This window comes from Heyndrickxia faecalis (assembly GCF_040267745.1).
Taxonomy (GTDB): Bacteria; Bacillota; Bacilli; order Bacillales; family Bacillaceae_C; genus Weizmannia; species Weizmannia faecalis.
Genome location: NZ_CP158453.1, coordinates 431,053 through 456,386, shown reverse-complemented (window position 1 = coordinate 456,386; position 25,334 = coordinate 431,053). Strand labels below are relative to the sequence as shown.

Genomic DNA, 25,334 nt, shown 5'->3' with positions numbered 1-25,334 from the left:
GTTGTTGCTAAAAACCCAGGATGACAGTGTTTTCACAAAAGCCCGCTTCCCGTTCTTTTGTCAGTCAACCCTGTCTTGCGGGCGGATTTTATCAAGCGGCGCAAAGACTTCGAGATGGCGGTACAGGTTTTCAAAAACAGCAGGGGCTTCTCCGCCGAGTTCGCCGTCCAGATTTAATAAAATTTTATCCGGTGAATGAACTTTTACGCGGCTGGCGGAGGTGTAAATGACGTTCGGGTCATTCAAATGTTCACCGCGCAGCGCAAGGGTAACAACCCGGATGAACTCAGCCAGGTTCGTTTTTTTCAAAATCATTAACGTAAACAGGCCGTCATTGATTGAAGAGTCCGGAGCAAGTTTTTCAAAGCCGCCAATGGAATTCGTCAGGCCGATTAAAAACATCATCGCTTCGCCTTCAAACAGCTTCCCGTCATATTCAATCGTCATCTGAGTCGCGCGGATCGAAGGCAGCATTTCAATCCCTTTTAAATAATAGGCGAGCTGGCCGAGCATCGTCTTCAGCCGGCTTGGCACATCATATGTCAGTTCCGTGAGCCGCCCGCCGCCACCGATATTGATAAAATATTTCTCATTCATTTTCCCAATATCGACCGGAAGGGTATCGCCTTTTACGATAATTTCCGTTGCTGCCTGCACATCACGCGGGATTTGCAGGGCGCGCGCAAAATCATTGGTCGTACCCATTGGGATGACGCCGAGTTTCGGCCGGTAATCCTGTTCGGCAATGCCGTTGACGACTTCATTGATCGTGCCGTCCCCACCGGCTGCCACGACAATATCATACTTGCGTTCAACCGCTTTCCTTGCTGCTTTAATGGCATCCCCGCCGCCGGTTGTGGCATGGCAGGACGTTTCATATCCGGCCACCTCCAATTTTTGCAGCACATCCGGGAGATGGCGCTTAAACGCTTCACGGCCGGAAGTCGGATTATATATGATTCTTGCTCGTTTCATTCGCATCATCCTTATTTATGTTGATGTACATGCGTATTTATGTAATCCCGTTTCGCGCAGGCAAAGGACAGTTTCCCCAAAACAGACCCGGATAGGGAAACTGCTCGATATGTTGTCCGTTCTTTCTGCATGGGGCAAATCCTTCATACATCCACCGAATTATCATACAACTTTTTTGAAAAAAAATCCACTAACAGCAAGGTGCGGCGTGCGCCTTGGCCGCAAAAAGGCACTTTTCGGCTGCCGTGTGCGTAGGGACTGCCTTTGCCTTATACCAAAGTGGTTCAAGGAAAGGGGGACGTGCAGGCATGGATGATTTGTGCATGCACCCTAAAATTTTCCATACTTCCGCATCATCACGGGCTGAACAAACGGATGCCGCGCTCATTCAGAAATTGTATCGTTTCCAGCAGAGCATCTTCGCCGATCTTGTATACTTCCCCGATGGTATCTTTCCAGCGGGCGAAATCCCGCATGTGCAGCTCGCGGATATTGCGGTAGTTCATAATTTTTAATGAGCGGTCGCGCAAATAGTAGCATTCCCGCCCGTTGAAGCGAACGGCGGTCACCCTGCGCATCGTCTGATTGGCGTTGTCGTCAAGGTATGATGCACGAATATCTTCTTTCAAATCGTCTTCCGTAAGCGGCAGCCATTCAATTGTTTTTTTCACAAAAGATTTCCCATTTGAACGGCGGTCGATTTCGTAACGGCCGGGCTCAAGCTGCGTAAAAATGATATCTTCACCAAAACCATGGAGCACGTGGCGCCGTTTTGCCTCAAGTTCAACCGGCTTCATGATCGGGGAGCCGTAGCCGACATCCACGTACAGTTTTTTTTCGTTTAATAAAACCATCAGCGCGACATGGCCGGGCACCACACGCACAAACGAGCATTGAAAACCCAAGCCACGCAACAGCCGCGCAAAATTGATGTTTAATGTAAAACAGGTGCCGCCCCATCCTTTTTCCCATAAATGCTCCACAAAAGTCTCAAACGGAGGTATGTAAATCCCCTCACGGAAGTAATGAAACTTGCTGAACGTTTCATAGGGGACACAAGAAAGATGGTGCTGGATGAGCCGCTGCAAAAAATTCAGCCCCGGCTCTTCACGTTCAAGCTTTAAGTAATTCAAATAAGCCTCCACCTGTTCTTCCATTTTCTTTTCCCCTTTCAAGTGCTTTATCCGTTCTTTTCGCTGCCCGGCATGAAAAAACCTTTTTTTCGCAACAACAGGGATGAAAAAAGTGACTCGACATGCATCCTTATTCTATTTTAAACGTTTCTGCACTAGACGCACAGCTTACAGGCTCTTTATTTCCTTATTGGAGTTTTTAAAAGGACAGTTTGCTCCCGGTCCGGTACTCTTTTTTGTCTTTTTAAGCCCTCCAAAAGGACAATTGGCCCCGGGTCTGGCTCTCTTTTGTCTTTTTGAAGCCCCCAAAAGGACAATTCGAACGGATTCCAGTTCCCTTTTGTCTTTTTAAACCCTCCAAAAGGACAGTTCGACCGGATTTCAATCCCCTTTTGTCTTTTTGAACCCTCCAAAAGGACAATTCGACCGGATTTCGGCTCTCTTTTTGGTCTTTTTTTGAAGCCTTCAAAAATCAATTTGCCCATCCCGGTTTCCACCCCTCCAAAACCTGTCTCTCAAAGGGTGCATGCCCATTTTTACAACGTTTTCCGGACGGGCGCTGCTTAAAAGATGATTCCATTTTTGTCTATTATTTTTTGGTGAAAGTTTATTCCTGCTAGATCGTGGTATATATGATACCGTAAGCGATATTCAAAATCACCGAACAAAGGAGAGATTTGAAATGGCAGACAAAGATAAAAAAATGACAGTAGAAGAAGCAGGTCGCAAAGGCGGAGAAGCTACTGCTGACAGCCACGATAAAGAATTCTATCAAGAAATTGGTAAAAAGGGTGGAGAAACCACTTCCGAAAAACACGGCAAAGAATTCTATCAGGAAATTGGTAAAAAAGGTGGAGAAGCCACTGCCGACAGCCATGACAAAGATTTCTATCAGGAAATCGGTAAAAAAGGCGGAGAATCTACAGCGGAGAATCATGATAAAGAATTCTATCAAGAAATCGGCAAAAAAGGCGGAGAAGCCACTGCTGACAGCCATGACAAAGATTTCTATCAAGAAATTGGAGAAAAAGGCGGTAACGCAAGAGCGAAAAACAACGGTGAAGATTAAGAGGAATGGTTTCACCCAAACCGGTTCAGCCCGCACGCTGAACCGGTTTTTTGCCGTATTCGTACTCTCTTTCTTTTTCTCCAATTGTTACCCTTATTATAGCACAGCCTACGTTATTTGGCAGTACATTTTGAAAAGACACGCAATTTGGATGCGCTTACATAAAAAGAGCCGGCATCCACTTTGCCCGCTCTTTTTATGCATTCTATTCAACTGGCAACTTTATCGCAAGTGTTTTAAGCTTCTACCGGATTTGCCTGTTTTTCAACAGTTTCTTCGATCAAATTCCGGATTTTCACTTTTAAAAAATGTTCTTTGCAATAATAACCGAGCAGTTTATTTGTTTTCCAGTCATACACCGGATAAACAGCATCAATTTCTTTGCCGGCTTTTCTCAAACAATATGCACACGTGGTTGTCAGTTCAAATAAGCAATCACACATTGTTTGCAGCCTCCTATCGTCAATTTCACCCTTTCGTTATATACCCGGTCACCAAATTTTAAAACAAAAAAAGCGGTGGGGCACACCGCTTTTTTTGAAAACTTAACGTTTATTCATTTCCTGAATCAGCAGTTTATTGACAATCGGTGGGTTGGCCTGCCCTTTTGTTGCTTTCATGACCTGTCCGACCAAAAAGCCGAGCGCCCGGTCTTTTCCGTTTTTATAGTCAATAATGGATTGTTCGTTTTTATCCAGCACTTCTGTTACAATTTTTAAAAGCTCGCCTTCATCAGAAATTTGCACAAGTCCTTTTTCCTTGACGATTTTTTCCGGGTCGCCGCCTTTTTCGACCAGTTCGCGGAACACTTTCTTCGCCAATTTTGAAGAGAGCGTGCCGTTTTCGATCAATTTGATCATGCCGGCAAGGCTTTCTGGTGTCAGAGCAATATCATGCAGTTCTTTCTGGGCTGAATTCAAGTACGCGGACACTTCGCCCATCAGCCAGTTCGATGCCTGTTTTGCATCGGCGCCGGCTGCGATCGTCGCTTCAAAGAAATCGGACATTTCTTTCGTGAGTGTGAGCACCATGGCATCATAAGCCGGGAGCCCGAGTTCTTCCGTGTAACGCTTTTTCCGTTCATCCGGAAGTTCCGGGATTTCGGCGCGCACCCGTTCTTTCCAGGCGTCATCAATATACAGATCCACAAGATCCGGTTCCGGGAAATAGCGGTAATCGTCCGAGCCTTCTTTCACCCGCATCAAAATCGTTTTGCCGGTTGCTTCGTCAAAACGGCGTGTTTCCTGTTGGATCACACCGCCTGCAAGCAGCACTTGTTTCTGGCGTTCCTGCTCATACTGCAGGCCTTTGCGCACATAGTTGAACGAGTTCAAGTTTTTCAGTTCGGTTTTCGTGCCGAATGTTTCCTGCCCGATTGGACGGATGGAAATATTGGCATCGCAGCGGAGTGACCCTTCTTCCATTTTGCAGTCGGAAACGCCGGTATATTGAATGATGGATTTTAATTTTTCAAGATACGCATACGCTTCTTCCGGCGTACGAATATCCGGTTCCGAAACAATTTCAATTAGTGGCGTGCCTTGGCGGTTCAAATCGACGAGAGAATACCCTTCATTTGCCGCGTGGAACAGTTTCCCGGCGTCTTCTTCCATGTGAATACGGGTAATACCGATCTTTTTCTTTATGCCGTCCACTTCGATTTCAATCCAGCCGTTTTTCCCGATCGGTTTATCAAATTGGGAAATCTGATAGGCTTTCGGGTTGTCCGGGTAAAAATAGTTTTTCCGGTCGAATTTCGTTTCGGTTGCAATTTCGCAGTTCAGCGCCATGGCCGCCTTCATTGCGTAGTCAACCACTTTTTTATTCAGTACCGGAAGCACCCCCGGATAGCCGAGATCAATAACATTTGTGTTCGTATTCGGTTCTGCCCCGAAATGCGCAGGCGCCGGCGAGAAAATTTTCGTATTGGTTTTGAGTTCAACGTGCACTTCAAGTCCGATCACTGTTTCAAAATTCATCTTTTTCACCCCTTACAATTGCGGTTTTTGGTTATGGAAGTCCGTCGCCTGTTCAAATGCGTGGGCAACGCGGTACACGGTGCTTTCGTCAAAATGCTTCCCGATGATTTGCAGCCCTAATGGCAGCCCACCTGCAAACCCACATGGAACAGAGATCCCCGGAACGCCTGCCAAGTTGACCGGAATGGTTAAAATATCATTCGCATACATCGTTAACGGATCTTCTATTTTTTCCCCGATTTTAAAAGCCGGCGTCGGCGTGGTCGGCCCGATGATGACATCATATTTTTCGAGTACATCGTCAAAGTCTTTTTTGATCAGGGTGCGGGCCTGTTGTGCTTTCTTGTAATACGCATCGTAATAGCCTGCACTTAGCGCAAAAGTTCCAAGCATGATGCGGCGTTTTACTTCGTCCCCAAAACCTTCCGAACGGGTCTTTTTATATAATTCTTCGAGGTTCGTGGCGTTTGGCGAACGGTAGCCGTAGCGGACGCCGTCGAAACGGGCCAGGTTGGAAGACGCTTCGGATGAAGCAAGCAAATAATAGGTGGCCACGCCGTATTTCGAATGCGGCAGCGACACTTCTTCCCATGTGGCACCGAGCTTTTCCAGCACTTTCAAGGCATTGAGAACAGCCTGGCGTGCTTCTTCGCTGACGCCTTCACCTAAGTATTCTTTTGGCACGGCAATTTTCAAGCCTTTTACATCACCTTTGAGCGCCTCCACATAGTTCGGCACTTCCACGTCGGCTGAGGTAGAATCATGCCGGTCAAGCCCGGAAATCGCCTGTAAAAGATAGGCATTGTCTTCCACGGTCCGGGTAATCGGCCCGATCTGGTCGAGCGAAGAGGCGAATGCGACAAGGCCAAAACGGGAAACGCGCCCGTAAGTCGGCTTCATTCCGACAACCCCGCAAAATGCGGCCGGCTGGCGGATCGAGCCACCGGTATCGGATCCAAGCGCAAACGGTACTTCTCCCGCTGCCACGGCTGCAGCCGAACCACCGGAAGAACCGCCCGGCACCGTATCCAGGTTCCAAGGGTTACGGGTGATTTGGAATGCGGAATTTTCCGTCGACGAACCCATCGCAAATTCATCCATATTCAATTTGCCGATTGTGATCGTCTTTTCCTTATGTAATTTTTCCATAACCGTGGCATCATAAATGGGATCGAAGTTTTCAAGGATTTTGCTGGCACAGGTTGTCCGCAAATCTTTCGTGACAATATTGTCCTTGATTCCGATCGGCATGCCGAACAGCACATTTTCAGCTTCCGGCGAGCCGATTTTGCCGTCCAGTTCCGCTGCGGTTTTGCGGGCCCGTTCTTCATCTAACGTTAAAAAAGCTTTCACTTTGTCGTCTGTTTCTGAAATCTTTTGATACGCTTCATCAACAAGTTCTGATACTTTAACTTCCTTATTATGTAAAAACTCGTGGAGCTCCGAGATTTTATGGTCAAATAAAGACATGCTTTCCCCTCCTTATTCTACAATTGTCGGCACACGGATCATGCCGTCCTGAGTATCCGGTGCATTTTTCAACACAAGCTCGCGCGGCAGTCCTTTTTCCACCGTATCTTCGCGCATCACATTGCGGATTTCGAGTACGTGCGTGGTCGGCGGAACCCCGGTTGTGTCAAGTTCATTTAATGATTCCGCAAAATGGATAATATCCCCCAGCTGTTTCGTAAACTTTTCCGTTTCCGTCTCATTCATTTCAAGGCGTGCCAGGTCGGCAACGTGTTGGACTTGTTCTTTTGAAATATCAGGCATAGCCTTTCACCTCCGTTATAAAAGTCACATCAATTGTACGTGGAACCACCAATCGGGCGTGCAGTTCATTGCCCCGCAGCACAACCCGGAAAGCGGGGCCTGACTGTCCGTTCATATGGGGCGAATCGAACCCTGCAATACTATTGATCATAGCAGAAAAGCCCGCCCTTAAGCAAGGGGGGCGCCAGGGTTGCAAAAAAGAAAACGCGGCAGGCTTTGCTTAGGCCTGCCGTGTTTTGGCATGTTCCAATTTAATGAATGAATTGTTCCTGCTCGGTCGATCCTGTGAGTGCGGTGGTGGAAGAAGTGCCGCCTGAGATGACCATCGAGACTTCATCGAAATAACCGGTCCCGACTTCGCGCTGATGGCGTGTTGCCGTGTAACCATATTGTTCGTTTGCAAATTCGGCCTGCTGCAGTTCGGAATAGGCTGCCATGCCGCGGTCGCGGTAGTTGCGGGCCAGTTCAAACATGCTGTGGTTCAAGGCATGGAAGCCGGCAAGCGTAACGAACTGGAATTTATAGCCCATGCGCGCAATTTCTTTCTGGAAGTTCGCAATTGTTTTGTCATCGAGTTTCTTCTTCCAGTTGAACGACGGCGAGCAGTTGTAAGCCAAAAGTTTACCCGGGAATTTTTCATGGATCGCTTCTGCAAACCGGCGTGCTTCGTCCAGATTCGGCTCACTCGTTTCGCACCAGATCATATCGGCATATGGCGCGTAAGCAAGGCCGCGGGCAATCGCCTGGTCTATGCCTGCTTTTGTGCGGTAAAAACCTTCCGCTGTCCGTTCCCCGGTGATAAACGGCGCATCATATGGGTCAACATTGCTTGTGATCAGATTTGCCGCATTTGCATCCGTACGGGCAATGATAACGGTCGGCACGCCCATGACATCAGCAGCAAGGCGGGCTGCAATCAAGTGGCGGATAGCTGTTTGTGTCGGCTGCAACACTTTGCCGCCCAAATGGCCGCATTTCTTCTCGGATGAAAGCTGGTCTTCAAGATGGACAGACGCGGCACCCGCTTCGATCATCGCTTTTGTCAGTTCGAATACGTTTAACGGGCCGCCAAAACCGGCTTCTGCATCGGCAACGATCGGCGCAAACCAATCAATCCGTTCGTCCCCTTCTGCATGGTGGATCTGGTCGGCACGCTGCAGGGCCTGGTTGATCCGTTTGACGACATTCGGCACGCTGTTCGCCGGATACAGGCTTTGGTCCGGATACATTTGCCCGGCAAGGTTCGCATCAGCTGCAACCTGCCAGCCGCTTAAATAAATGGCTTTCAATCCGGCCTTTACCTGCTGGACGGCCTGATTTCCCGTGAGTGCACCCAATGCATGGATATAATCTTCCGTATGCAGCAGATTCCAGAATTTTTCCGCCCCCCTGCGCGCCAAAGTATATTCAATTTGAACAGAACCCCTCAGTTTGAGCACGTCTTCCGGAGCATACGGGCGGACAATCCCCTGCCACCTTTCATCTTTCTCCCAGCTTCGTTTCAATTCAAGCGCTTTTTCGTTTACCATCAAAAATTCCTCCCATTTTTTCAATATAATGTAAATCCGCAGGCAAAATAAGGCTTTCCCGAGGTTCAAACGATTCTCCTTTATACGGCTGCGGCTAAAGCAGCTAACATATAGAGCTTACGATATTCATATGATTCCTCTCTGCATGACTGCAGAGCTTTCCATTGTACGTCTCCCCTTGTTGCGCTCATGCTCCGCAATTTGCCATTCGATCAGCCCAGCAGTTCATACGCCGGTAAGGTTAAAAATTCAATAAATTCGTCTTCTTTAACAAGCCGGTCAAATAAGGCTACTGCTTCTTCAAAACGGCCGGCCCGGTAATATTCCTCCCCGATTTCCCGGCGGATGCGTTCCAGTTCTTCCGCTTTGATTTGTTCATATAGCTCAATCGTCACTTTTCTGCCGTCTTGAAGTACGCCCTTCGGATGGCGAATCCAGTGCCAAAGCTGGGTGCGAGAAATTTCAGCCGTCGCCGCATCTTCCATTAAGTTCGAGATCGGCACAGCACCCCTTCCCCTGAGCCAGGATTCGATGTACTGGATGCCGGCATAAATGTTTTCGCGGATGCCTTTTTCCGTAATTTCCCCTTGCGGCACAGCGAGCAGATCATCTGCCGTTGCCGTAAAATCCATCTGCTTGCCGGAGTGGATTTGGTTCGGCTCAGGCATTTCTTTATTAAATGCTTCCAAGGCGACTGGCACAAGCCCAGGATGCGCAACCCAGGTGCCGTCATGCCCGTCTCTTGCTTCCCGCTCTTTATCGGCACGCACCTTTTGGAAAGCTTCTTCATTTTTTGCCGGGTCGTCTTTTACCGGGATCTGCGCGGCCATTCCCCCGATTGCCGGCGCATTCCGGCGGTGGCACGTCTTAATGGTCAAAAGCGAATAAGCGCGCATAAACGGGACCGTCATGGTGACAAGAGACCTGTCTGGCGTAATAAACTGCGGATTGGTACGCAGTTTTTTAATATAGCTGAAAATATAGTCCCAGCGCCCGCAGTTGAGGCCTGCCGAATGCTCTTTCAGTTCGTAAAGGATTTCGTCCATTTCAAATGCAGCCATGATCGTTTCAATCAGGACAGTCGCTTTAATGGTGCCTTTCGGGATGCCGATATACTTTTGTGCAAAGATAAAAACATCATTCCAAAGGCGCGCTTCCAGATGGCTTTCCATTTTTGGCAGGTAAAAGTACGGGCCTGTGCCGTTTTCAAGGAGCCTGCGGGCATTATGGAAGAAGTAAAGCCCGAAATCTGTTAAACTGCCGGATATAGGTTTACCGTCTACTAAAATATGTTTCTCTTCCAAATGCCATCCGCGCGGTCTGACGATTAAGACAGCGGGATGATCGCCCAGTTTGTATTCTTTTCCGTTCGGCCCGGTAAAAGTAATCGTCCGGTTGACCGCATCACGGAGATGGATCTGTCCTTCAATGATATTCTCCCATGTCGGGGAAGTGGCATCTTCAAAACAGGCCATAAATATTTTTGCGCCTGAATTCAAAGCATTGATCACCATTTTCCGGTCAACCGGCCCGGTAATCTCCACACGCCTGTCCTGCAAATCTTCGGGAAGCGGGGCAATGGTCCAGTCGGATTCGCGGATGGAGGCCGTTTCTTCGAGAAAATGTGGAAGCTTGCCCGATTTGATTTCTTCATCGCGTTTTTTTCTGTAGGCCAGCAGTTCACGCCGCCTTTCGCCGAAATGCCGCTCCAGCTGTTCCAAAAATTGCAGCGCTTCCGGGGTCAATATTTCGTCATACCCGTCATGGATGGATCCCGTTACGGTAATGCCTGGTGCTTTGGTCTCCATATCTGCACTCCCTTTCCTTGTTATAATACAGTGTGTTTTGCATGTTTTTATTATATAACAGTGTTTTCAAAAATGGTAGCCTTTTTTTGAAAAAAATTAAAAAATGTTTTCCTTTTTTTGAAATGTGACATACTAAAAAAGAGCAGATACAATTTTCATGTATCTGCTCTTTTTTCAGTTATAAATGTGGACGGTCGGGTCTTTTGCTTTTGATTCTCTTACAATGAGCGCTTTTGCTTCATTGTTAGCCGTGATGCTCACTTGTAAATTGACATAATCCGGGAAGGTTTTGACCACCAAGCCGGCGACATATTGCGTAAAGGCAATGACTTCCGCCTGGCCATAAAACTGGATCGGAATGTCGATGCTTAAATCAGCAAGCTGCCCGTCGCTGTATCTTGCCCTGCCAATACACCCGGTGTAATTCGGGAAAAAGTCTTCAATGTCCGTTTTAAAATTCTCAAATGTTTTCTCATCATCACGATGGGCTTTTTCCGCATCGTCGGACGGGAACAAATAATATTTTTCATTGATGTTTTTCCAATCGTCTGCAGATGTGCTGTTTGCCGGAACGGTAGCGTAAGCAAAGTAATTTCCGGGAATAACGGAATCCTTGCTCTGCTGTTTGTACAGCCCGATCGTAATCGGGACATTTTTCAATCCATTCATCTTGCGCAGGCGCTGGACGACTTCTGATGCAATCTGCTTCCCTTTTTCGTCCAGCGTTTTTTGGGAAATATTGACGTCATACGTGGAACCGTACTTTTCCGTCTGATAGTAATAAACCGAGTTCAGGGCAAGCCCGATGGCAACGCCAGACAGTTTGACGTTCCCTTTGCTGTCTTTTGTTAAATAATCCTGTTCGAGAATTTGCGCCAAATAAATCGGGTTTTTCTCATTTTGATCCTTTTCCGATCCTTTTCCATCGTTCACCGGATTCAGTCCAACATTGTCCTGTTCTTTCAGGCCTTTCTTTTTCAACTGGTCTGCCGTATATTTCCGGTTCAGCCATTTTGTTATGGTGTCGGAAGTCAAATACTGACCTTCCTGAAAAAGATAGTCATCCGGCGGGTAATTTCTCTGCGCAACCCGCATCAGGCCGGTTTCAAATTCCTCGATATCATATGAAGTATTTAAGTTGCTGACAACGAGCCCCCGCGATTTGCTTGTTTTATACGGGTAAATATTTTTATAATACTGGTCGGAAATTTGGTAACTCGAAACAACGGATGTTTCTTTTTTATTGTTGCTTTTCTGGACCACTTTGTTATCCGAGCCGAAACCCGGTGAACAGCCTGCCAGTAAAACCATCGATATGATGAGGGGGTACCATTTTTTCATACTGCCTTTCCACCTTTTTGATTTCTCGCTTTCCCTTGCATTTATGAATGGAGCCGTTCCAAAAACGCTGCTTCATCCCATACTTCAATGCCGAGCTGTTCCGCTTTGGTCAGCTTTGTGCCCGCATCTTCCCCGGCGATGACAAGGTCGGTATTTTTGCTCACGCTGCCGGTCACATTTGCCCCGAGCGCCTCCAGTTTTTCTTTTGCTTCGTTGCGGGTCATGTTCACCAGTTTTCCGGTTAAAACGACCGTCTTTCCGGCAAAAGGCGAATCTGCATTGCGCTTTTCCGCACGTTTGGGACCTTTATAAACCATGTTGACCCCGAGCGCAGCCAATTCCCGGACCAGGCCAAGTGCTTCTTCATTTTCAAAATACGTAGCAATGGAATCCGCCATCTTTTCGCCAATATCGGGTATGGCCTCCAGTTCTTCACGCGTTGCTTTCGAAAGCCGTTCCATTGTTTCGAAATGCGCTGCTAAAATTTTCGCAGCTTTGGCGCCGACATGACGAATGCCGAGGCCGAACAGCAATTTTTCCAGCGAATTCTTTTTTGAGGCTTCAATTGCGGCAAGCAAATTGGAAACCGATTTTTCCCCCATTCTTTCTAATTGTAATAGTTCTTCTTTTTTCAGCCGGTAAATATCCGCAACATTGTGGATCAATTCATGCGCGAACAGCTGGCTGATGACCTTTCCCCCCAGCCCTTCAATATTCATCGCATTCCTTGATACGAAATGGATCAGCCCTTCGCGGATCTGCGCCGGACAGTTCGGGTTAATGCAGCGGAGCGCCACTTCATCCTCAAGCCGGACAAGCTCGCTGCCGCAGTCCGGGCAGTGGGACGGCATGGAAAACGCCTGCTCTTCGCCAGTCCTCCGTTCGGGAATCGGGCGGACCACTTCGGGAATAATATCACCCGCTTTTTTCACCACCACGTAGTCCCCAATCCGGATATCTTTTTCACGGATCAAATCTTCATTGTGGAGTGTGGCCCGCTGGACGGTTGTTCCGGCCACCCTTACCGGATTTAGTATCGCAGTTGGTGTGACGACCCCAGTACGGCCGACTTTTACTTCAATACCGGTTAGTTTGGTGACGACTTCTTCAGCAGGAAATTTATAGGCAATAGCCCAGCGCGGACTTTTTACCGTTGTGCCAAGGGCGGCTTCCTGGGCATAGTCATTTACCTTGATTACAATGCCGTCAATTTCATACGGAAGGGCCGGACGTTTTTCCGTCCATTCCGCGATAAATTCGAGTACCTCCCCGATATCCCGGCATATTCTTGTTTCTTTATTGACCTTAAGGCCGAGCCTTTCCAAATACGCAAGCCCTTCGCTATGGGCGGAAATATCGAGTCCGGTTGTATCACCGATTGCATACATAAACGTATCAAGGTTCCGCGATGCCGCAATTTTCGGATCGAGCTGGCGGAGCGATCCGGCTGCCGCATTGCGCGGATTGGCAAACGGTTCTTCCCCGTTTTCTTCTTTAATACGGTTCAATGCCTCGAAAGACTTTTTCGGCATAAAACATTCCCCGCGCGCCTCAATGTTGACCGGTTCATTTAGCCTGAGCGGTATTGAGCGGACGGTTCTGAGGTTAGCCGTGATGTCTTCACCGATCGTCCCGTCCCCTCTTGTGGACCCTTGGACGAATAATCCATTCTCATATTTAAGCGAAATCGCCAGCCCGTCAATTTTTAGTTCGCACACGTATTCATATCGATCGCCGGCCGTCTCTCGGACTCTGCGGTCAAAATCGCGAAGGTCGGCTTCGTTAAAGGCATTTGCCAGACTGAGCATCGGTGTATCATGGACCACTTTGGCAAATCCGGATAAAGGTTCTCCTCCGACCCTTTGCGTTGGCGAATCCGGCGTGATCAACTCCGGATGCGCATTTTCAATCTCCTGCAGTTCACGCAAAAGCCTGTCGTATTCCGCATCCGGAACGCTCGGGCGGTCGAGCACATAATATTCATAACTGTACTGGTTGAGCAGTTTGCGCAGTTCGGCTGCCCGGGCGGCTGCCGCGTGATTATCCATGTGCAACAATCCTTTCCATCAGGGCAAAAGTGGCATTTGCCGCCTGTGTCCCTTTCGTTGTCCAGACTTATTCTATTCTATTTTTGTAATCGGCGCAAACTCGGCTAAAAGTCGTTTGATGCCGACAGGGCTCGGGAATGCAATGTCAAGTTCAGCTGATTTGCCTTCTCCCTTGACACTGACAACCGTGCCGATCCCCCATTTTTTATGTTCGGCTTTATCGCCCACTTGCCAGGAAGGATTGCCGGCCCTGTTTTGTTGCCAGGCAGGAACAACAGGCGGCCGTTTCTCTTTTCTTCTCGTATTGCCGCTTGAAACCTGGCGGAAATCGAGCCGGTCTTTTTCCTCCTTGCGAATATCCTCGATCAGTTCTTCCGGGATTTCATTGATAAACCGTGAAACAGGATTGATGTTCATGCGCCCGTAAAGCGTCCGCACTTCAGCATTGGTCAGGTACAGCTCCTCTTGTGCCCGCGTGACGCCGACATACATGAGCCGCCTTTCCTCTTCCATTTCCGCTTCGTCCATGAGGGAACGGCTGTGTGGGAAAATGCCCTCTTCCATGCCGATCAGGAAGACAACCGGAAATTCAAGCCCTTTGGCGGCATGTAACGTCATTAATACAACGGCATCTTTTTGTGCATCATCTTCTTCAAGCCGGTCAATATCCGCGACAAGCGCCAAATCCGTCAAAAAGGCAACAAGGCTTTTGTCATCGTTCTCTTTCTCAAATTCCTGGGCAACTGAAAGAAATTCATCAATATTTTCGAGCCGGCTTTCGGCTTCAAGCGATTTTTCCAGTTTCAGCGCATCCCGGTAGCCGGACTTGTCCAGCAATTCTTCCACCAGTTCGGTAACGGATAAATATTCCTGCATCCGGGTAAAATTGCTGATAAGCTCGTAAAATTCTCGGCAGGCTTTGGTAATTTTCGGACTGAGGCCGATAAAATCGATTTCCTGAAGTGCCGTAAATAAGGAAACATCCTGGTCCGCCGCATAACGCACGATCTTATCCAATGAAGTCTGACCGATCCCGCGTTTCGGCACATTGATAATCCGGGTCAGGCTGAGGTCGTCATCCGGATTGGCGATGACCCGCAAATACGCGAGAATATCTTTAATTTCTTTCCGGTCGTAGAAACGGGTGCCGCCGACGATATTGTAGGCAATGTTCGATTTCATCAATACTTCTTCGATGACACGGGACTGGGCGTTCGTGCGGTACAAAATGGCAATATCGGAGTACCGGCGTTTACCCGATGCAGTGAGTTCCTTAATTTTTCCGGCAACAAACTGCGCTTCCCCCTGTTCGCTGTCTGCCCGGTAATAGACGAGATTTTGCCCCTCATCGTTTTCCGTCCATAAATTTTTCTTTTTCCGGTTTGCGTTGTTTTCGATGACTTTATTGGCCGCCTGTAAAATTTTCTTCGTCGAGCGGTAGTTTTGCTCGAGCAAAATGACTTTCGCGTTCGGGTAATCTTTTTCAAATGACAAGATATTGGCAATATCCGCACCGCGCCAACGGTAAATCGACTGGTCATTATCCCCGACAACACACAAATTCTGAAACCTTGAAGCCAACAATTTCACAAGTGTATACTGGGATTTATTGGTATCCTGATATTCATCAACGTGGATGTATTGGAATTTTCTTTGGTAATATTCGAGGACTTCCGGGACGCGCTTGAACAATTGGATTGTCATCATGATCAGATCGTCAAAGTCAAGCGACTGGTTTTTCCTCAGGCGTTGCTGGTAAGCTTCGTATACGTCACTGACAATTTGGTCAAAAAAATCGCCCGCTTGTTTGGCGTACTGTTCAAAATCAATCAGTTCATTTTTCGCGCTGCTGATTTTCCCTAAAATCGCCCGTGGATCAAATTTTTTCGGATCCAGATTTTTTTCTTTTAAAAGGTTTTTAATAACCGATAGCTGGTCGGTCGCGTCAAGGATTGAAAAATTGCGGTTAAAGCCGATCCTGTCGATATCCCTCCGCAAAATGCGCACGCACATCGAATGGAAGGTGGATATCCACACTTCCTCAGCGGCACCACCCATGATCCCGGCAATCCTGTCTTTCATTTCGCGGGCGGCCTTATTGGTAAACGTAATCGCTAAAATATTATACGGATTCACGCCTTTTTCCACCATTAAATAGGCAACGCGGCGAGTCAGCACCCGCGTTTTGCCGCTTCCCGCTCCGGCAAGAATCAAAAGCGGCCCTTCCGTTGTTTTGACCGCTTCTTTCTGTTCGGGGTTCAGCCCGTTCAGAATACGGTCGGTTAAAAATTGCATGATTTCACCACCACATGAGAATGTTTGTTCTATTTTATCACAAACCTGTTTGCTTTACAACCCGAACCGTTTTCACGGCCTCGTGTATATCTTCATAAACCACATTGCCGACGACCACTACATCTGCAGCCCGTGCCATCTCCGCAGCCTGTGCCGCAGTGCGGATGCCGCCGCCGTAAAACAAAACGGTATCTTCCAGTACTGTTTTCACTTTTTCGACAAGCTTTGGATCTCCGTAAGTGCCGCTGTATTCCAAATAAAAAACCGGAAACTTGAACATATGCTCCGCCATGCGTGCATAAGCGAGAACGTCGTCGTCGTCAAGGCCGGTTGCTGCTTCTGCAAGCTGAGCGGCTTTACAGTCCGGATTTAAAATACAGTAGCCTTCCATGACAATCTCATTCCAATTCATCCATTCCCCGTATGCTTTCACTGCTTTATGGTGGGCACCGGTGATCCAAGTTGTATTTTGGCTGTTTAAAACCGCCGGAATCAAGTAAAGGTCATAAGCTGGTGCGATTGCGTCCGGATCCGATACTTCGAGGCAGCACGGCACGGCGTATCTTCTCACCCTTGACATTAACTGTAACGTGTTATCAAGGGTGACACCGTCCGTTCCACCGATAATCACTGCATCCGTGCCGGACTCGCAAACTTTTTCCAAATCTTTTTCCGAAATATCTTTATTCGGATCCAATTTGAAGGCATGCCGCCATTCACGCACATCATACATCAACCGGAAATCCTCCATTCTTCATCCATCATAGCCCATTATAGCATTTGAAGGTACAGGCAAAAAAGCTTTTCATCGGAACGGGAAAATATAACAGGCCTGCCCGGAAACGCCGCGCTTTCCCCCCATTAAAGCCGGAAAATCTCTCCTGCATGCTTATGCAAAAAAAGCGGTGCCGGCAGAAGGAAAAATGAAAAGCGCAACTTTTCTAGCAAGATGCGCCAAGCCCCGTGATTCTATCACGAAAAGCGGTTGTTCTGCGTAAAAAAAGCCCTTCTTTTAAAAGAAGAGCTTTTTCTTTTTATTCTGATGGTTCTTCTTCTGTACGGTTTTCCTGCCTTTGTTTTTTTTCGATCCGGTCGAGGACCATCTGGTAGGAATCGTTGCCATAATTCAGGCAGCGTTTGACACGGGAGATAGTAGCTGTGCTCGCGCCGGTTTCCGTCTCAATCGCATGGTACGTCTTATCGTTGCGCAGCATTCTCGCCACTTCCAGGCGCTGCGTCATCGCCTGAATTTCGTTGACGGTGCATAAATCGTCAAAAAAACGGTAGCACTCTTCAATCGTTTCAAGCGACAGGATCGCTTCAAACAGCTGATCCAGCGCTTTTCCGCGTAATTTGTCTATTTGCATAAACGTTTTTCTTCTCCTTTGCTCTATTGCTTTCCGGCACGGCTCTGCCGGACTGCCCGAACCCCTGCCTAATCTGTAACGGTAACACTGCTTAAAGTTGGTACAATATTGATCCATGTTTTTCCCGGCACCAGTTTGACCGGTTCCCCGTTTTGATACGGAAGAATCCTGCCGTTGTCATTTTCCCATTCGACTTCCCGGAGCTTTCCCTTTTGGATGAGATACGCTTTGCCTCCAGATGTTAAATCAATATCCTTGCGCCCGTGACTGTCAATCAGCTTATGTTTAGCAGCAACAATGAACAAATTGTCGATGAGGACCGGTTGATCGTTATTTGCATCCACCGTCTCCACCCCGCCAGCGTAACGGGCATACTTTCCTTTTTCTGCGTTATACCGGTACACGGCATTTAAATTGTCCCGGCTTGAATAACGGATACTGACTTTCCCCGCAGAAATGCCCGAAATGTTTTTCACTTCATTGGCAGAGGCAAAAGAAAGAGGAAACGGAGGCTGGTTCATTACATAGCCTTTTTTCCGTGCGCCCTTTAAAATATTTTGATAAGTGATATAGGAATTATGGGGCGCTTTTCTGGCCGCCGACCGTTTGAACAAAGTGCCGTCATACTGCATGCCGTTCAGTTCATCGACATAGCCCGAATCGAGCAGCTTTTTCGCGCCCGGGCTGTAGCCGTGGGCAATATATAAAGCATCGTATCCTTTTGCCAGCTTGATGAAATACGGTCTGGCGCTCCGGACAGGCCCGAATTTGGCCGGCATATGGCTCTCAAAAATTGCGACAAACCGGGTGATTTCCCCTTCTGCCAGGGCTTCATAGACCACATCGGCTGAACTTAACCCTGACTGCGGGCGTGCAAGCGGATGATTATTGATCATGACGGCAACCGCCCGTTTTGCCGGCCTGTTTGTTGTCCGAAGCCCTGTCAGCGGCGCTGTCCACCGGTGTGCCGCAGATTTTCCGGCTCCCTGCTGCTGACTGCCTGTACCATGCTGGCGGCCGCATGCCGATAGCACCAACAGGAGAAACATCAGGCCAATCAGTCGTTTCTTTCCCATTTTTGCAACTCCAATCACGTTTCTTAAATGCACCGAACAGCAAACCGCAACCTGCCGTACAGAAAGAGGTTTTTTAGAAACGAACCATCTCCCTTTTTACGCCATGCTTAACCATTTCCATTACTTTATTATTTTAACGCATTATTGTTGGAAAGAGTATCGTTTTCTTCATCACATCGTACATTCCTTTGGAAGTGATCCGGATATAGGGCAAATGGGTCGCGCATAAAAAGAGCAAAGAATACATCGGATCATCATATGCATAGCCGCGGTCCCTTAAAATACTGGAAAATTTTTTCATATCCCCGATCAGTTCATCCATGCTTTTATCCGACATGATGCCGCCGACCGGGAGCGGAATCTCATGGATGATTTTCCCGTTTTCCGCAATCACGATGCCGCCGCCCATTTCTTTCATCCGTTTAAATGCAAGCAGCATATCGCTCTTTGATTTTCCAATGCAAAGAATGTCGCCTGTTGATGAATAAGAAGAGGCAAGGCCCATCAGATTTTTGGCAAATCCTTTCACCAGTGTGTTGATCCGCCATTTTCCTTTTTTATCCATTAACATGAGAAAATTATCTTCATAGTTGTCCGGAAGCACTTCATACGATACGTCATACGAAATGGAGTACGGCCTTGTAATGACACTGTTGGACATCTCCAGTCCGAATGGCATGGAAAATTGCAAATCGTCCGGTTCGAGATCCCAATCCAGTTCAAGCGGGCCTTGACCGTACAATGCCCAATCGACCGGTTCTTCCGGTTCGATTCCTTTGCCATCTTTTTTCAACCAAACTCCTTTCGACAGAACCGAAACAGGCACCGGATTTGTTTCGCTCTCCAAAAAATTGATACTTGCCACCCGGCCTGTTGCAATGATACCGTGCAAATGCTGGATATTGTAGTAACGTGCCACATTGTAGCTTGCCATTAAGTATGCGTCCACCGGGGGCACCCCGTGTTCCATCGCGATTTGAATCATCCTGTCGATCACGCCTTCTTCGTAAAAAGCAGGCGAGCTGCCGTCGGTTGTAAAAAACATTTGATCATACTGGTCAATGCCGAGCGCTTTCATTTCATCCAGTAACACAGGCAGATCGGGGCGGATGGATGAGTGGCGCAAAGACACCGTGTATCCCTGCATCAGCCGGTTCAGTACTTCCTTGCCCGTCATCGCTTCATGGTCACAGTCTGCCCCAAACAGCATCATTTTTGCCAATGTTTTCTCGGAGGCACCCGGGAAATGGCCTTCAATTTTTTTCCGCATCCGCTTGGCTTCCTGAATCCAATGGAGCATTAAGTCGTCGCCGTCCACCAGTTTCGGCCAGCCGGTCAGCTCCCCTCCCTGCAGGACAGCATCATGCTCGAGCCACGATTTTACACACTCGTGAGAAAAAACCATTTCTTCGTCCACAAGCTCCGTCTGCCCGTCGAACCGGGCCCACCAATACATCGTAACCGGTGAATGGCGGAGCTTTTGCATTAGAGAAAACGCTTTCTTTTTGTCTGTTAATAAAACGAGCATGAGGTTATCGTTGATCAATGTTGTTGTCCCTTTTTGCGCTGCATAATGGGCAAAGGTTTGGGGATTATAAAGTTGAAACGGATGGACATGCGGTTCAATATACCCGGGCACAAGCCACTGCCCCGAGCAATCGGTGATTTCGCATCCTGATGTCTTTTCAGGCAGTTTTTCCCCGGTGTATATAATCCGGTCCTGATAAATCCAAATATTGCCCGTAACCCATTTTCTTAACGTCGAATGAAGAAACCGGGCATTTGTTAAAACCATGTCTGGCGAAAGCTTGCCGTCCAGCACGGCGACATGTTCCCTGATTTGTTTGTTTTTCCATCTGTAACGTTGGTCAAGCATTGTCTCATTCCTCCCTAGGGAGACCCTAATATATTCATATATTACCATATTTTATCCATTAAAGCAGTAAAGAAGTTCGAAAACATGGGAAAGGAGATGTTCATCATGAAAATCGCACCCAATATTGGCATTTTAAATGCCTTAATCCGAATTACGTGCGGGCTCACTTCGCTTGCATGGGCCACAGCTAAATTATCGAAAAAACCGGGGCGCTGCAGCTATTTATGTGTTGCGCTCATGGGTGCCATGAAAGTGGGAGAAGGGATTGTCCGTTACTGCCCTGTGACGGATCTCATTCAAAACCGGCAAATGAATGGCGGCCAGGAAGAAGTGTAAACGAGAAGGTAATATAAGGAATAGGAAACATTACCATCTGGAGAAAAAACATACCAGGCAAAAGGCCGGGATTTTCCAGCCTTTTGCCTCAAGGGCTAAGCCTGATTTCTTTTGCCGATATCTCTCCGGTAAAAAAAACCATCCAAACGGAGCCTTTCCAATTCGTGATACAGCGCTTTTCCCGCTTCTTCCAGCGTACCGGCTTTCCTTCCGATGAAAAGAACCCTTCCACCGTTTGATACAAGCCTTTCCCCATCCGCGCGCGTGCCAGCATGGAAAACAAAAGACTGCAATTTTGAAAGCGACGGAATTGGAATCCCTTTTTCGTACGCATCCGGATAGCCGTTTGCCGCAATCACAACCCCTAATACAGCTTCCTTGCGCCACTTGATGCTAGGGGTTTTGTCGTCCAACAGATCGAGAAAAATCTGTGCCAGATCCGATTCAAGCCTTTCGAGCACAACCTCCGTTTCCGGGTCACCGAAGCGGGCATTGAATTCAATCACTTTCACACCTTTTTCCGTCAACATCAAGCCGGCATACAGGACGCCGGTAAACAGGCAGCCTTCCTCTTTCATCGCTCTGGCTGCCGGGCGCAAAATATGTTCCACTGCCTTTTTCACTTCTTCATCCGGGATTTGCGGAACCGGGGAGTAGGCGCCCATTCCGCCTGTATTCGGGCCGCTGTCGCCGTCATATGCACGCTTATGGTCGCGCGCGATGACCATGGGATACACTTCTTCTTCCCGGACAAACGCCATCAGGGAAAATTCTTCCCCTTTTAAAAATTCTTCTACAACCACTTGGTTTGAGGCTTCCCCGAATTTCTTCCCGATCAGAGCAGCACGGAGCGCTTCCTTTGCTTCTTCCAGTGTCATCGCAACAGTTACACCTTTTCCGGCGGCGAGGCCGTCTGCTTTAATGACGATCGGTGCGCCTTTTTCTTCAATATATTTCTCTGCCTCCGAATAGTCGGAAAAAACGCGGTAATCCGCAGTCGGAATGTCGTATTTTTGCATCAGTTCTTTTGCGAATGCTTTGCTGCTTTCAATCCGAGCCGCTTGTTTTGTCGGCCCGAATATTTTCAAGCCGGCATTTTGAAATTCGTCGACAATCCCTGCGCTTAAAGGGGCTTCCGGACCGACAACTGTTAGTTCAATGCCCTTATCTTTTGCAAAAGCGAGCAAAGAAGCCGTGTCCGTTTCATGGATCGGAACGATTTCGGCGATTTGGGCGATGCCGCCGTTTCCCGGTGCGCAATAAATTTTATCAACGCGGGCGCTTTCCGATATTTTTTTGCAGATGGCATGCTCGCGGCCACCGCTCCCAATTACAAGTACTTTCATTTTAACGTGGCCTCCTCTCTTTGTCCATCATTTTGTAAGGTCTTCTGACTAATTTTATGATCGGATACAATAGAACCCGGGGACTGCCGGGCAGGACAGTCGCCTCCGCTTTTCTGTTTGTCCGGCTCTGCTTCCCGGGCTTGCATACTTCTGCACCTTTTCCCTGCGGTAAGCAGCATCGGTCCTCCAACGAATAAGAAGCCCGGATGCCGCGCTTTTCTGTTAGTGCTTAAAGTGGCGGATGCCGGTGAAGACCATCGTGATGCCGTATTCATCGGCTTTTTTGATGGAGTCTTCGTCGCGGATGGAGCCGCCCGGCTGGATGATCGCGGTAATGCCAGCTTTGGCAGCTGCTTCGACAGTGTCGTCCATCGGGAAAAACGCATCGGATGCCATCGCGGCTCCTTTTGCTTTTTCGCCGGCCTGGGCCAACGCAATTTCTGCCGCGCCAACGCGGTTCATCTGCCCGGCGCCGATGCCAAGCGTTTTTTCAGTATCCGTCACCACAATCGCATTTGATTTCACATGTTTTACCACTTTCCAGGCCAGTTTTAAAGCCTTCCATTCCTGTTCTGTCGGCTCACGTTTTGTGACAGTTTTCACTTGGGCTTCATTCAAAGTATAGGTATCCTGATCCTGGATCAGCAGCCCGCCTTCAACGGAAGTAATGATTTTTTCCGGTTTGTGCGCTTCCGTAAAAGGCACAGTCAAAAGGCGGATATTTTTCTTACTTGCCAAAATGTCAAACGCTTCGTCCGCAAACGACGGGGCAATTACAATTTCGAGAAAAATTTCATGTAGCAGCTTGGCCGTTTCCGGGTCAACAGGCCGGTTGAATGCGACGATGCCGCCGAAAATCGATTTCGAGTCTGCCTCGTACGCTTTTTTATACGCTTCAAGCGCCGAATCTCCGACCCCGATGCCGCACGGATTCATATGCTTTACGGCTACAGCTGCCGGTTCCTTGAAATCTTTTACGATCTGCAGGGCGGCATCTGCATCGCGGATATTATTGTACGATAATGCTTTGCCGTGCAGCTGCCTTGCGTGCGCAATCGAAAACGGCGAACCAAGCGGATTGATATAAAAGCTTGCTTTTTGGTGCGGGTTTTCCCCGTAACGGAGCGTTTGCTTGAGCTCATATGTAAAAGTGACATTCTCCGGGGACTTTTCGCCCACAAGCGTTGTCATATAATTGGCAATCATGGCGTCATACGCTGCTGTATGGCGGAAAACTTTTGCAGCCAGCGCTTTTTTCGTATCTTTCGTCACATCGCCGTGCGTTTTGATTTCGTCAATCACTTTGTCGTAGTCCCCTGCGTCCGTAACAACGGTGACATATTCGAAATTTTTCGCAGCCGCACGCAGCATTGACGGTCCGCCGATATCAATATTTTCAATGGCCTCTTCTTCCGTGACATCCGCCTTTGCAATCGTCTCTCGGAACGGATAAAGGTTGACACAGACAAGGTCAATCGGTTTGATCCCGTGCGCTGCAATTTGCTGTTCATGGTCCGGCGTCCGTTTTGCCAAAAGCCCGCCGTGGATGTTCGGATGGAGCGTTTTTACCCTGCCTTCTAAAATTTCCGGGAAACCTGTTACCTCTTCCACCCCCGTAACAGGCACGCCGGCTTCTTCCAGCGCTTTTTTCGTGCCGCCGGTTGAGAGAATTTCAAAGCCGAGCCCGCTCAAACTTTGTGCAAATGCCGTTACCCCTGTTTTATCCGATACACTGATTAATGCTCTTTTCATTCTGGTAAAACCTCCATGTTGGTTTGATTTTCCACTAGCTTCCTGAGCACATCCGGATACAGCATATGCTCTGTCTGATGAATTCTTGCCGCCAGTGTTTCGTATGTGTCCCCGTCAAGCACAGGGACAGCCGCCTGTGCAATAATCGGCCCGGTATCCATGCCTTCATCGACGTAATGAACGGTTACACCCGTTATTTTCACGCCTGCCGCAAGCGCCTGCCCGATCGCATCTTTGCCCGGGAAAGCCGGCAGCAACGACGGATGGATATTGATGATTTTCCGTGGATACTGATTCAGGAGCACCGGCCCGATCAGCCGCATATAGCCGGCCAGAATGATCCATTCAATCTGTTTCTCCTGTAACTGCGCCAAAATTTCCTGCTCATACGCCCGCTTATCTGGGTACGTTTTCGGATTGAACACAAACGCCGGGATGTTTTCTTGTGCTGCCCGGCGGATGACATACGCATCTTCACGGTCACATACCAACAGTTCAATCGCGGCATCAAGTTCCCCTTTTTTGGCTGCATCACATATCGCCTGGAAGTTTGTGCCGCTGCCCGATGCGAAAACAGCCATTTTATGCATTGCCTCTGCTCCCTGCTGCAAAACGGACACCCGCCGTATTTGTAACATGGCCAATGATGAAAGCTTGTTCCCCGGACTGGTTGAAAAAGGAAACAGCGGCCTGTGCCTCTTCCGCCTTCACCGCGAGGACAAACCCGATGCCCATGTTAAAAACGTGAAACATCTCATCGCGGCTGACGTTACCGTAAGATTCCACAGCGGAAAAAACGGGTGGGACCGGCCATGAACCAAGGCTGATTTCAACACCGAGCCCGTCTCTGTGCATACGCGGAATATTTTCATAAAACCCGCCGCCTGTTACATGTGCCATTCCTTTAATCTCAAATTTTTTCAGCGCGGAAAGCACCGGTTTGACGTAAATTTTGGTCGGGGTTAACAGCACTTCTCCAAGCGGCCGGCCCAGTTCCGGCAAAATCGTATCAACGGTCATCGCATGGTCTTTGAAAAAAATTTTCCGGATCAGCGAATAGCCGTTACTGTGAATGCCACTTGAGGCAAGGCCGATTAAAACATCTCCGGGTGCGGTGTTACCCGTTACAAGCGCATCTTTTTCACATGCGCCAACCGCAAATCCCGCCAAATCGTATTCGCCTGCTTCATACATATCCGGCATTTCCGCCGTTTCTCCGCCGACGAGTGTGCACCCTGCCTGCACGCACCCTTCTGCCACGCCTTTTACAATTTGCTCAATCGTTTCCGGGTTCTGGCTGCCGCAACCGATATAATCAAGGAAAAATAGCGGTTCCGCCCCCTGGACAATGATGTCATTGACGCACATGGCGACACAGTCGATGCCGATCGTATCATGTTTATTTGTTAAAAAGGCAAATTTCAGTTTCGTGCCGACGCCGTCCGTTCCGGAAACAAGCACGGGCTTCTGGTAATGGAGCGCGGATAAGTCAAACATGCCGCCAAATCCGCCGAGTGCACCGATTGCCCCCGCCCGGTTTGTCCGCGCCACATGCTTTCCCATCCGTTTGACCGCTTCATAGCCTGCTTCGATGTCGACGCCTGCATCCCGGTATGTGTTTGCCATAGGAA

Annotated in this window: 21 protein-coding genes; 2 read left to right on the top strand and 19 right to left on the bottom strand. The window is 48.4% G+C overall.

Annotated features, from left to right (window positions below; translation table 11 throughout):
* Positions 1-60: 60 nt before the first annotated feature.
* A complete protein-coding gene (locus ABR335_RS02200) occupies positions 61-975 on the bottom strand; it encodes a diacylglycerol kinase (protein ID WP_014096926.1) in 915 nt (304 codons plus the stop codon).
* 356 nt (positions 976-1,331) lie between these two features.
* Complete coding sequence (locus tag ABR335_RS02195) at positions 1,332-2,132, bottom strand: arylamine N-acetyltransferase (RefSeq protein ID WP_014096925.1); 801 nt, start codon at positions 2,130-2,132, stop codon at positions 1,332-1,334.
* A 658-nt stretch (positions 2,133-2,790) separates the two neighbouring features.
* Between ABR335_RS02195 and ABR335_RS02190 the strand changes: the two genes are divergently transcribed.
* Positions 2,791-3,177: a general stress protein gene (locus ABR335_RS02190; protein ID WP_035183339.1), complete on the top strand. Its 387-nt coding sequence runs from the start codon at positions 2,791-2,793 to the stop codon at positions 3,175-3,177.
* Positions 3,178-3,413: 236 nt separating this feature from the next.
* On the opposite strand, the gene ABR335_RS02185 is transcribed toward ABR335_RS02190, so the two are convergent.
* The 13 genes from ABR335_RS02185 to ABR335_RS02125 form a co-directional block, all read right to left on the bottom strand.
* Positions 3,414-3,620 carry a hypothetical protein gene (locus tag ABR335_RS02185; protein ID WP_013860577.1) on the bottom strand — a complete coding sequence of 69 codons (207 nt, stop codon included), beginning with the start codon at positions 3,618-3,620 and terminating at the stop codon, positions 3,414-3,416.
* 102 nt (positions 3,621-3,722) lie between these two features.
* Positions 3,723-5,156, bottom strand: a complete 1,434-nt coding sequence (gene gatB / locus ABR335_RS02180; RefSeq protein ID WP_014096922.1) for an Asp-tRNA(Asn)/Glu-tRNA(Gln) amidotransferase subunit GatB — start codon at positions 5,154-5,156, stop codon at positions 3,723-3,725.
* A 12-nt stretch (positions 5,157-5,168) separates the two neighbouring features.
* Positions 5,169-6,626 (bottom strand): Asp-tRNA(Asn)/Glu-tRNA(Gln) amidotransferase subunit GatA, encoded by a 1,458-nt coding sequence (gene gatA, locus ABR335_RS02175; protein ID WP_014096921.1) that lies wholly within the window; start codon positions 6,624-6,626, stop codon positions 5,169-5,171.
* 12 nt (positions 6,627-6,638) lie between these two features.
* A complete protein-coding gene (gatC, locus tag ABR335_RS02170; protein ID WP_014096920.1) occupies positions 6,639-6,929 on the bottom strand; it encodes an Asp-tRNA(Asn)/Glu-tRNA(Gln) amidotransferase subunit GatC in 291 nt (96 codons plus the stop codon).
* A gap of 251 nt (positions 6,930-7,180) precedes the next feature.
* Complete coding sequence (gene aceA / locus ABR335_RS02165; protein WP_014096919.1) at positions 7,181-8,458, bottom strand: isocitrate lyase; 1,278 nt, start codon at positions 8,456-8,458, stop codon at positions 7,181-7,183.
* 212 nt (positions 8,459-8,670) lie between these two features.
* Positions 8,671-10,266, bottom strand: coding sequence for a malate synthase A (gene aceB, locus ABR335_RS02160; RefSeq protein ID WP_017550756.1), 1,596 nt, complete (start codon positions 10,264-10,266; stop codon positions 8,671-8,673).
* Between the two features lie 174 nt (positions 10,267-10,440).
* Positions 10,441-11,607, bottom strand: a complete 1,167-nt coding sequence (locus tag ABR335_RS02155) for a CamS family sex pheromone protein (protein WP_017550755.1) — start codon at positions 11,605-11,607, stop codon at positions 10,441-10,443.
* Between the two features lie 41 nt (positions 11,608-11,648).
* Positions 11,649-13,655 (bottom strand): NAD-dependent DNA ligase LigA, encoded by a 2,007-nt coding sequence (gene ligA / locus ABR335_RS02150; protein WP_017550754.1) that lies wholly within the window; start codon positions 13,653-13,655, stop codon positions 11,649-11,651.
* A 72-nt stretch (positions 13,656-13,727) separates the two neighbouring features.
* On the bottom strand, positions 13,728-15,950 hold the full coding sequence (gene pcrA, locus ABR335_RS02145; protein WP_350346456.1) for a DNA helicase PcrA: 2,223 nt from the start codon (positions 15,948-15,950) through the stop codon (positions 13,728-13,730).
* 37 nt (positions 15,951-15,987) lie between these two features.
* The gene (locus ABR335_RS02140) at positions 15,988-16,683 is read right to left on the bottom strand and encodes a heptaprenylglyceryl phosphate synthase (RefSeq protein WP_013860588.1); all 696 of its coding nucleotides are present in this window, start codon (positions 16,681-16,683) and stop codon (positions 15,988-15,990) included.
* A 301-nt stretch (positions 16,684-16,984) separates the two neighbouring features.
* Complete coding sequence (locus ABR335_RS02135; RefSeq protein ID WP_014096912.1) at positions 16,985-17,317, bottom strand: YerC/YecD family TrpR-related protein; 333 nt, start codon at positions 17,315-17,317, stop codon at positions 16,985-16,987.
* Positions 17,318-17,385: 68 nt separating this feature from the next.
* Entirely contained in the window at positions 17,386-18,393 is a 1,008-nt protein-coding gene (locus ABR335_RS02130) for a DUF3048 domain-containing protein (protein ID WP_350346455.1), read from the bottom strand.
* 133 nt (positions 18,394-18,526) lie between these two features.
* Positions 18,527-20,269, bottom strand: a complete 1,743-nt coding sequence (locus tag ABR335_RS02125; protein ID WP_017550750.1) for an adenine deaminase C-terminal domain-containing protein — start codon at positions 20,267-20,269, stop codon at positions 18,527-18,529.
* 105 nt (positions 20,270-20,374) lie between these two features.
* Here ABR335_RS02125 and ABR335_RS02120 point away from each other — a divergent pair, with 105 nt between their 5' ends.
* Positions 20,375-20,605, top strand: coding sequence for a YgaP family membrane protein (locus tag ABR335_RS02120; RefSeq protein WP_014096909.1), 231 nt, complete (start codon positions 20,375-20,377; stop codon positions 20,603-20,605).
* Between the two features lie 95 nt (positions 20,606-20,700).
* Here the strand turns inward: ABR335_RS02120 and purD are convergent, their stop codons facing one another.
* The 4 genes from purD to purM form a co-directional block, all read right to left on the bottom strand.
* A complete protein-coding gene (gene purD / locus ABR335_RS02115) occupies positions 20,701-21,951 on the bottom strand; it encodes a phosphoribosylamine--glycine ligase (RefSeq protein ID WP_350346454.1) in 1,251 nt (416 codons plus the stop codon).
* Positions 21,952-22,173: 222 nt separating this feature from the next.
* The gene (gene purH, locus ABR335_RS02110; protein WP_350346453.1) at positions 22,174-23,703 is read right to left on the bottom strand and encodes a bifunctional phosphoribosylaminoimidazolecarboxamide formyltransferase/IMP cyclohydrolase; all 1,530 of its coding nucleotides are present in this window, start codon (positions 23,701-23,703) and stop codon (positions 22,174-22,176) included.
* Entirely contained in the window at positions 23,700-24,293 is a 594-nt protein-coding gene (gene purN, locus ABR335_RS02105; RefSeq protein ID WP_061086439.1) for a phosphoribosylglycinamide formyltransferase, read from the bottom strand. The genes purH and purN overlap by 4 nt, the downstream gene beginning before the upstream one ends.
* On the bottom strand, positions 24,286-25,329 hold the full coding sequence (gene purM, locus ABR335_RS02100) for a phosphoribosylformylglycinamidine cyclo-ligase (protein ID WP_350346452.1): 1,044 nt from the start codon (positions 25,327-25,329) through the stop codon (positions 24,286-24,288). The genes purN and purM overlap by 8 nt, the downstream gene beginning before the upstream one ends.
* Positions 25,330-25,334: the final 5 nt, after the last annotated feature.